The sequence below is a fragment of the Tissierella sp. genome (assembly GCF_052089545.1).
Lineage (GTDB): Bacteria > Bacillota > Clostridia > Tissierellales > Tissierellaceae > Tissierella_A.
Genome location: NZ_JBQDAA010000097.1, coordinates 1 through 8,407, shown reverse-complemented (window position 1 = coordinate 8,407; position 8,407 = coordinate 1). Strand labels below are relative to the sequence as shown.

The following is an 8,407-nucleotide window of genomic DNA, read 5'->3' as shown; positions in this document are numbered from 1 at the left end:
GAGATGCTGTCGTAAATATAAGCCATAAAGGCTTTTGTAAAATCACTCCCACAATTAATGTTGTAATCCAGAGTAAAGGCACGCCCAATATCATAAAAGATTTTATGATTTCATATTTACTATAAGGCAAATATAGTCCTTCATTGCTTTTTATTACTAATAATTTTTTCTGTTCAATTATCAAGATTAATATATTATTAATAAACATAGTTTGATGAAGTGCTACAATTGGTACCCATAGACTCAATTCTTTAATTATTTTTACAAGTTTAAAAGGTTCAAATCTATATAAAAGAACAAGGGCTATAAATATAGCAAATATATATAAAGTTATAGTAAGATTAATTCTGGAAAAGGTAAGTAAGTTTTTTTGAATTAAAGGATTTTTAAAGTTTATTTTTTAAATATAATACTACTTCTACTTTTCTCTGCTGATGTTTCTCTAACAAATTCTTGTGCATCTTCTATCTTATTACCTGTTGCAACAGAGTTAACTCTGTTGATAAAAATCATATATTTAAATGATTTATCAAAATTAAAATCTGTGTTTAAAGCTCTTTTTATAGATAAAATTGATACATAGCTTAATACTAAAATTATTGTAATGGATAGATATTTATTTAGATACAATTGGAAATTTAACATCGAAGTATATATTAAAAGTAAATTCACTATTTTGATATTAGGTCCTTTGTTGTATATAAAGTACCTACTAATTATTGAGATTGTAAATAAATTCCAAAAGCTTAAAAACATTTGGATTGTTTCAAAGCTAATTTTAAAATTATTTAATACTAAAGATGCAAATATACTTAAAACAATATGAGAAATAATTTTCTTAACTAATCCAAATTTAAAAATATTACTAAATTTAGATCCTGATAAATGAATCATACTTGCTGGATGCCATTCTAATAGTATTCTTTTATAAGTTATTGTAAAGATGATAAATAATATGCTTATACTTATAAAAATTTCATTTTTATAAGTATAAATTAGTTCTTGATTTAAAATAAGAATTTTTCCAAATTGAAAAATTAAAAATACTGAAATAATTCCTACTATGATAAAACCTGTAAAAAGATTTTTTATCATAGAATTTATTTCTCTAATCTTCATTTTAAATTCATAGGATAGAATTGTTTTTAAATCATTCATTTTCTTCACCATTTTCTGATAGGTGTAAATAAAGCTCTTCAATAGTTTTACAGTTAGGAGCTTTTGCTAATATATCTTGTATTGTTCCAACTCCTACCAGTTTTCCTTTATCTTTTAGTTCTATAAATCTTTCTCTCAAATTATTAATTTATCTAGGGTCTAATCCTGAAAAACGTTCATCCGCTAATAGAAGTTTATAATCTCTAAGCAATGCACAAGATATCGATAATTTTTGTTGATTCCCTCTAGATAGTTCGTGAGGAAATTTGTTTAAATGACTTTCTAATTGAAAATCTTTTATTAGTTTCTCAACCCTTTCTTCTGTTCTATACATTTTACTCATAAAATCAAGATGTTCCTCGACTGTTAATTCTTCATAGTAAACAGCCTTATTTGGAATATAAGCAAAGGTATTATCTTCTTGGGCAATACCTTTACTTTCTTCTCCTAAAATAGTAATATCTCCTAAGTAATCATTATAATAGTTCAATAGACACTTAATTATAGTCGTCTTACCTGAACCATTCGCTCCAATCAATCCTACTATTGAATTTTTTGGGATTGTAAAAGTGATATCTTTCAAGGCTTGAGTTTAGAAGATCTACCGCAAGATGCTAGGGATAAAGTAAAAGTATTTTCATCACTAGGATTTATAGAAACAGGTCAAAATATAATTTTAGCAGGAAACCCAGGAACTGGAAAGACTTACATGGCTATAGGACTTGGTATTAAAGCTTGTAACAAGGGGTATAAGGTTCTTTTTACCACAATACCCCTACTAGTAAATGAACTCAAGGAATGTAGATCAGATAGAACATTAAGGGCTTTTGAAAACAGATTTGAAAAGTATGATTTAATAATCGCAGATGAATTAGGATATATTTTCTTTGATAAAGAAGCTTCCGAACTTCTCTTTACTTATCTATCTTTAAGAGTAGGCAGAAAATCTACAATAATAACTACACATCTATCTTTTGAAAGGTGGGATGAAATATTTAAAGATCCAATAATGACAGCTGCAATGATAGATAGACTTACCCATAAATCATATATTGTAAATATGAACGGTAATTCTTATAGATTAAAAGAGACTAAGCTTTGGCTAGAAGAGCAATAATTTTTTTATCTTAACTAGAGGAATATTCGATTAGAATATAGAGGGATTTTCAATTGACAAATACATATACTTAATTATTACTTTTTACTTTTAACTTAAAAAGTTTAAACTCTAATTATCGCATTTAAATCAAAATAAGTATTTCTTCTTCTAAATGGTAAAGGATTTTTAACTTGTAGTTTTACTTTATCAAAATCGGTAATTCTTTTAAGATGGCAGTTTTGTAGACCGTTATCTTTTAAAAATTACATAGTAGCCATTTTTCTACATTCTTCTGCACATTTGTGGCTGTGTTCAGCTATAATTTTTTCACATTCATGTGCACATTCAGTTATGGATTTATTTAGTAGAAAGATTATAGAGTACGCATATAGTAAATCAATAAATATAGATTTAGATGTAAAATCAGTTAAAAATGCATGTTTAAATTTCAGAAATATAAAAGGTATTATCTTGCATAGTAACTTAGAAACGCAGTATAAAATCAGTAAATTTGAAAACTACCTTACGCCTAAGGGAATAATTCATTCTTTCAGTAGAAAAGATAATCCTCATGATAATGCTTGTATAGAATCATTTCATTCCATATTAAATAAAGAAGAAGCTAATCACCATAAGTATTATAATTCAAATATTGCCCGCAAGGCAATATTTGAATATATAGAGTCACGGTATAACAGAAAAAAATTCATGGATCTATAGGTTATATGACTCCGCAATAAGTGCATTTAGGTTCTAGTATGGCTCCATAAAAAGTTAAACTATTTGTGTCTACTATATTGAAGTAGGTCTAACTTGTGAAATTATTAGAAGTCTAAGTTATCCTTTACTTTTTAAAATCATTCTGATCAGATGTCTGTCTAGTCCAAATGTATACACTCACTATACTTGCAATAGTTAATAACATTAATCTTAATATTATTTTATTAATTATAAATATTATAGAAAAACCTATGGTTGTCCATATTAGTATTATTGCCCTATTTTTTATTTTTCTGGGTATAGCATTTCAACTCATATAATCTTTCACATATGGTGCTAGATATCTATTCTTCAATATAAAACTATATAGTTTATTGCTACTCCCCATAAAACATGCTATAGATAATAATAAAAATGGAGTAGTAGGAAATAAAGGTAATATTATTCCCAAACTTCCTACTAATAGACTAACGCTCCCTATTATAATTAGTAATATTTTATTCTATACAAAAGGTTTTAAGTATTTTTCTTGCAATTCTTCTAAGTGCCCAAAAATATGGATTAGCTCTTTACCAAATTCAAGCAAATAGTAAGATGTACTTTGTAAATCCTCTTCTTTTAATATAGTACCTTTTCTTATTAAAATTATCAGTTTCCTATTTAGTTCTGTATGACTAATCCCATCTATGCTTCTTTTAATTTCACTATATCTCTGATTACCATAATCTATAGACTCTAAAATTTCTGGAACCCATCTCAACTTGATCAAATTTTCTACAATTTCAAAACCATTTGATATATTTTTTTTCATGATATCACTCCTACTAACATATTTGTTCCTTTTTATTACTAACATTGTATCATATAATGTATTTATAATAGATATGTATCAAATATATCTAAAAACTTTATACGGAGGTATGTAAATGAAACACTTAGATTTATTGCAACAATATTTGGCAAATTCTGCTGTGCTAAATATCAAAATGCACAATATTCATTGGAATGTGGTGGGTTTACAGTTCCTTAAAATCCATAACTTCACAGAAGAGTTTTATGACAAGCTATTTGATGATTTAGATGAAGTAGCAGAATTATTAAAGATGAAAGGTGAAATGCCACTATCGACTATGGCTGAATATTTAGAGAAATCTACTATTCAGGAAGTTAAAGCAAAAGACTTTAGTATTAAAGAATCCTTAGAAATTGTACAGAATGATATGGATTTAATGAGAAATTTAGCAGTTGATATTAGAAATTTAGCAGATGAAGAAGGCGACTTTGAAACTGTTGCCATGTTCGAAGATTATGTTGCATATTATAGTAAAAACTTATGGTTTGTAAACTCTATGATAAAGTAGTTAAGCATAGATACTTTATCATGAACTTATTGATAGGCTAGAGATAATTCTCTAGCCTATCAATTTATTTTCTAAATTCCTATTGTATATAGCTCCTTATAATAACCATGGATCATATTCCGGCTCTTTATAATCATGTGTGTTAGTATCTATTTCTTTACCAGAATCTACTGGTTCAGTCGGTATATTTAATTCTTGATGCATATTATTAGCCTTTTTCAAATTTTCATGGGAATCTTTCTTAGGTAGATTTAAATCTACATCTTCAATTGAAATATTCATTGCCTTTGCCACTCCCTGACCATATGCAGGATCTGCCTGGTAACAATTGTATATATGTCTATGTTTTATTTGAAGAGTTGAATCTCCCATATTCCTCGCAGTATTATCAAACAACACTTGTTTTTGATCATCTGTCATTGCATTGAATAGAATACCTGGTTGAGTATAATAGTCAGAGTCATCTTCTCTAAAGTCATATCTATAGACATCTCCCCCTTTTTCCATTGAAGGGTTATTAAAAGGATCATCTTTCCAGTTTCCATAACTATTTGGTTCGTAATGTAACTCACTTCCTAAGTTTCCATCTACACGCATTTGTCCATCTCTATGAAAACTATGTGGTTTTTTTACTCCTTTAGGCATATTAACAGGTATCTGATGGTGATTTACACCTAAACGATACCTTTGTGCATCTCCATAGGAAAACAAACGTCCTTGTAACATTCTATCAGGAGAAAAACTAATTCCTGGAACTACACTAGCTGGATTAAAGCCAGCTTGTTCAATTTGTGCAAAATAGTTATCTGGGTTTTTATTTAATTCAAATTCTCCAACTGGAATTAAAGGGAAATCTTCTTTTAACCACATTTTGGTTAAATCAAATGGATTGTTTTCCATAGCTTCCGCTTCTTCTTCTGTCATAACTTGAATATACATTTTCCATTTAGGATACTTATTTTGTTCAATGGCTTCATATAGATCCCTTTGATGAGATTCTCTATCCATTCCCACTACTTTTTCTGCTTCTTGATCAGTTAAGTTTTGTATGCCTTGTTGCGATCTAAAGTGAAATTTAACCCACGTCCTTTCGTTTTTATCATTAATTAAACTAAATGTGTGGGAACCAAATCCATGCATATGTCTATAGGAAGAAGGTATTCCTCTATCTCCCATAATTATTGTAACCTGTAGTAAGGCCTCAGGTAGTGAGCTCCAAAAATCCCAATTTGTATTAGGGCTTCTCATATTAGTTCTAGGATCTCTTTTAACTGCATGATTTAAATCAATAAATTTCATTGGATCTCTAAAGAAAAATACGGGAGTATTATTTCCAGCTAAGTCCCAATTTCCTTCTTCTGTATAAAATTTCAGTGCAAAACCACGAATATCTCTTTCTGCATCTGCTGCCCCTCTTTCACCTGCAACAGTTGAAAACCGAGCTAACATCTCTGTTTTCTTTCCAATTTCAGAAAAGATTTTTGCTTTAGTATACTGTGTAATATCATGAGTCACCGTAAATGTACCAAATGCTCCAGAACCTTTTGCATGCATTCTTCTTTCTGGTATAACTTCACGATCAAAATGCGCCATCTTCTCTAGGAACCAAACATCTTGTAAGGTCATTGCCCCTCTTTTACCCGCAGTCATTGAATCCTGATTATCTGTAACTGGTGCCCCTGCAGCTGTTGTTATCTTAGGATTATCTCCTATATTTTGATTTCTGCTAGATGTATGATCACCTAATCCATTTTTAGCCATAGGATTACTTCCAAATTCCTCTTTTTTCTTTTTCAAATTTATTCCCCCTTATTTAAAATTTGTTTATTATTGTCATTTTTTACCAGCTATATATAAATATAATTATATACTAAAAAATTAATAATAAAAAGAAACAAATTTGTTAGTATAATATACCTATGATAAATAAGTATCTATTTATAATTCTATTTTTATTTATAGGTGTTTCCTCTATAACTGCAGTCAATATTTTTTAAGTTTATCTATATATTAAAACTTTCTAATCTTCTTGAAACCTTTTCTTTAATAAAAAGAGGTTATATAATAGATTATTAATAATTTCATACTCCATATTAAAATTATTAATAATATTCTTACCAAAAACTTCCTTATGGTTCTTGTTTATATAGTAAATCTAAAAGCTTTTTCCTTGACAACTACTTGCTTAAGCCTTTCATAATATGTCTAGTTTCCTTCAATATTAAGCTATATTCTTTTACTTTAAAACTAGCCCTTTTTTCTTTATTTCAATACCTTGCTTAAATTTTCACCTTTTAATTCTTCAGGAATCCACTTAATCATTGCAAAATTCCCCTTAGATATTTCATTTACTTTATTAATCCATTGTACCTCATTACTGGCTTTCACCTTTAAAATCTCATTTGTCGTGTTAGTTGCGTAGAAACTTGAGTTAATAACCCACCATTTACTATATATACCAGCCCTGTTTAAATCTTCTTGTAATCTAGTGGCTTCATAAACTGGGGTAGCCTCTGGTAGTGTAATTATAAGAACTTCTGTCAGTTTTCTATCTTTCAACTTAGGTAATAATGATTTAACTGATTGTGGAATATCACCTTGAGTACGCTCAATTTCGTTATTATAGCTTTGAGTTGATTCTAATAGTAATAAAGTGTGACCTGTTGGAGCTGTATCTATAACTACTATTTCATCTTCAGAACCCTCAACTATTTCAGCTAATGCACGGAACACAGCTATCTCTTGGGTACATGGTGACCTTAAGTCTTCCTCTATATATGCAATATCATCACCACTCATTGTTTCTCTTGCTTTGCCTAATACTTCTTCTTTATATTTTTCCAACTCTTTTTTCTCATCAATACTACTTATCTTAACACCATGACCTTCTTCTAAAACAAATTTTAAATGTGATGCAGGATCAGTTGTTGTTAGATGTACTTTTTCACCTTGTTTTGCCAACTCTTGTGCAATAGTAGCAGCTATAGTAGTTTTACCTACACCACCTTTTCCCATGGTAAATATAACCTTTTTATTAGATTTATATAGATCCTCTATTACATTGTTAAGGTTTAGTATATTATCAATCTTTAATTTTTCATCATTATATTTAATATTGTTACTCTTAAATAAAGATCTTATATTTTCTAGTCCAGTTATATTATATGGTCTTAGCGGTATTTTAAAGGTTTCAATATCTTTAAGTCCTACTGGTATATCCCCTAGTGCATCTTGTTGTTTTGTATAAATTGCATTAGAAAGATAATCATCGTGTTCTTTAAGTATTCCATTTACTATTAATAGTTGATTATCTACTCCTATATCATGTAATTCCAAAGAAGCCCTTTCAGCCTCTTTTAAAGCTGATATTTCAGGACGAGATATTAGTATGAGTGTAGTCTTTTCTCCATCAGCTAGGTTATCTACAGCGTTTTTATAAACCTCTTTTTTATCTTCAAGTCCTGCTAGCTGCCCTAAACATGATGCACCATGAGTACTTTCACTAATAAAGTTAGTCCATGCTGAAGGAAGTTGAAGCATTCTTAGTGTATGCCCGGTAGGTGCTGTGTCAAAAATAATATGATCATATTTATCTGCTGTTTCTTTATTAGTTATAAACCCAGAAAACTCATTAAAAGCTGCTATTTCAACTGTACACGAACCCGAAAGTTGTTCTTCCATACTTTGTAGTGCCGCTTCCGGTAGCTTTCCTCTATATGGCGCTAATACACTTTCTTTATATTCAGCTGCTGCCTCTTCTGGTTCAAAGTTTGCTACTACTAAATTGGGAACTTCTTGTATAGGTACACCTTTATTGTTTAACTCTGTATCAAATACATCTTGAAGGTTAGAAGCGGGATCCGTACTTACAAGCATTGTTTTCTTACCGCTATCAGCAAGGGAAACTGCAACTGCACAAGCTGTTGAAGTCTTACCTACTCCACCTTTTCCAGTAAAAAATAAATATTTAGTTAAATCTATATCTTTTAAATTAAATTCTTTAAACAAGTCTATTCCTCCTAGTATAATAATGTCATAGTCAATACTGACTATGCAGTTAAAACTTTTC

11 protein-coding genes are annotated in these 8,407 nt (G+C 29.3%); 3 read left to right on the top strand and 8 right to left on the bottom strand.

What is annotated here, in order from left to right:
• The 4 genes from ACTHW2_RS08035 to ACTHW2_RS08020 form a co-directional block, all read right to left on the bottom strand.
• Positions 1-208, bottom strand: a 208-nt coding sequence (locus ACTHW2_RS08035; protein ID WP_442263432.1) for a hypothetical protein, incomplete at its 3' end; no start/stop codon positions are given.
• Between the two features lie 185 nt (positions 209-393).
• The gene (locus ACTHW2_RS08030) at positions 394-1,158 is read right to left on the bottom strand and encodes a hypothetical protein (RefSeq protein WP_442263431.1); all 765 of its coding nucleotides are present in this window, start codon (positions 1,156-1,158) and stop codon (positions 394-396) included.
• On the bottom strand, positions 1,151-1,297 hold the full coding sequence (locus ACTHW2_RS08025) for a hypothetical protein (RefSeq protein WP_442263430.1): 147 nt from the start codon (positions 1,295-1,297) through the stop codon (positions 1,151-1,153). Before ACTHW2_RS08025 ends, ACTHW2_RS08030 begins: the two co-directional genes overlap by 8 nt.
• A gap of 9 nt (positions 1,298-1,306) precedes the next feature.
• Entirely contained in the window at positions 1,307-1,741 is a 435-nt protein-coding gene (locus ACTHW2_RS08020) for an ATP-binding cassette domain-containing protein (protein ID WP_442263429.1), read from the bottom strand.
• Positions 1,742-1,744: 3 nt separating this feature from the next.
• On the opposite strand from ACTHW2_RS08020, the gene ACTHW2_RS08015 reads away from it, so the two are divergent.
• Positions 1,745-2,275, top strand: coding sequence for an ATP-binding protein (locus ACTHW2_RS08015; protein WP_442263428.1), 531 nt, complete (start codon positions 1,745-1,747; stop codon positions 2,273-2,275).
• A gap of 333 nt (positions 2,276-2,608) precedes the next feature.
• Positions 2,609-2,977, top strand: a complete 369-nt coding sequence (locus ACTHW2_RS08010; RefSeq protein WP_442263427.1) for a hypothetical protein — start codon at positions 2,609-2,611, stop codon at positions 2,975-2,977.
• Positions 2,978-3,284: 307 nt separating this feature from the next.
• Here the strand turns inward: ACTHW2_RS08010 and ACTHW2_RS08005 are convergent, their stop codons facing one another.
• On the bottom strand, positions 3,285-3,464 hold the full coding sequence (locus ACTHW2_RS08005; protein ID WP_442263434.1) for a DUF454 family protein: 180 nt from the start codon (positions 3,462-3,464) through the stop codon (positions 3,285-3,287).
• A 15-nt stretch (positions 3,465-3,479) separates the two neighbouring features.
• Complete coding sequence (locus tag ACTHW2_RS08000; RefSeq protein ID WP_442263426.1) at positions 3,480-3,788, bottom strand: winged helix-turn-helix transcriptional regulator; 309 nt, start codon at positions 3,786-3,788, stop codon at positions 3,480-3,482.
• A 115-nt stretch (positions 3,789-3,903) separates the two neighbouring features.
• Here ACTHW2_RS08000 and ACTHW2_RS07995 point away from each other — a divergent pair, with 115 nt between their 5' ends.
• Positions 3,904-4,338: a Dps family protein gene (locus ACTHW2_RS07995; protein WP_442263425.1), complete on the top strand. Its 435-nt coding sequence runs from the start codon at positions 3,904-3,906 to the stop codon at positions 4,336-4,338.
• Positions 4,339-4,434: 96 nt separating this feature from the next.
• Here ACTHW2_RS07995 and ACTHW2_RS07990 read toward each other — a convergent pair whose 3' ends face one another.
• The gene (locus ACTHW2_RS07990) at positions 4,435-6,135 is read right to left on the bottom strand and encodes a catalase (RefSeq protein WP_442263423.1); all 1,701 of its coding nucleotides are present in this window, start codon (positions 6,133-6,135) and stop codon (positions 4,435-4,437) included.
• Between the two features lie 465 nt (positions 6,136-6,600).
• Positions 6,601-8,346, bottom strand: coding sequence for an arsenical pump-driving ATPase (gene arsA / locus ACTHW2_RS07985; RefSeq protein ID WP_442263433.1), 1,746 nt, complete (start codon positions 8,344-8,346; stop codon positions 6,601-6,603).
• Positions 8,347-8,407 lie beyond the last annotated feature (61 nt).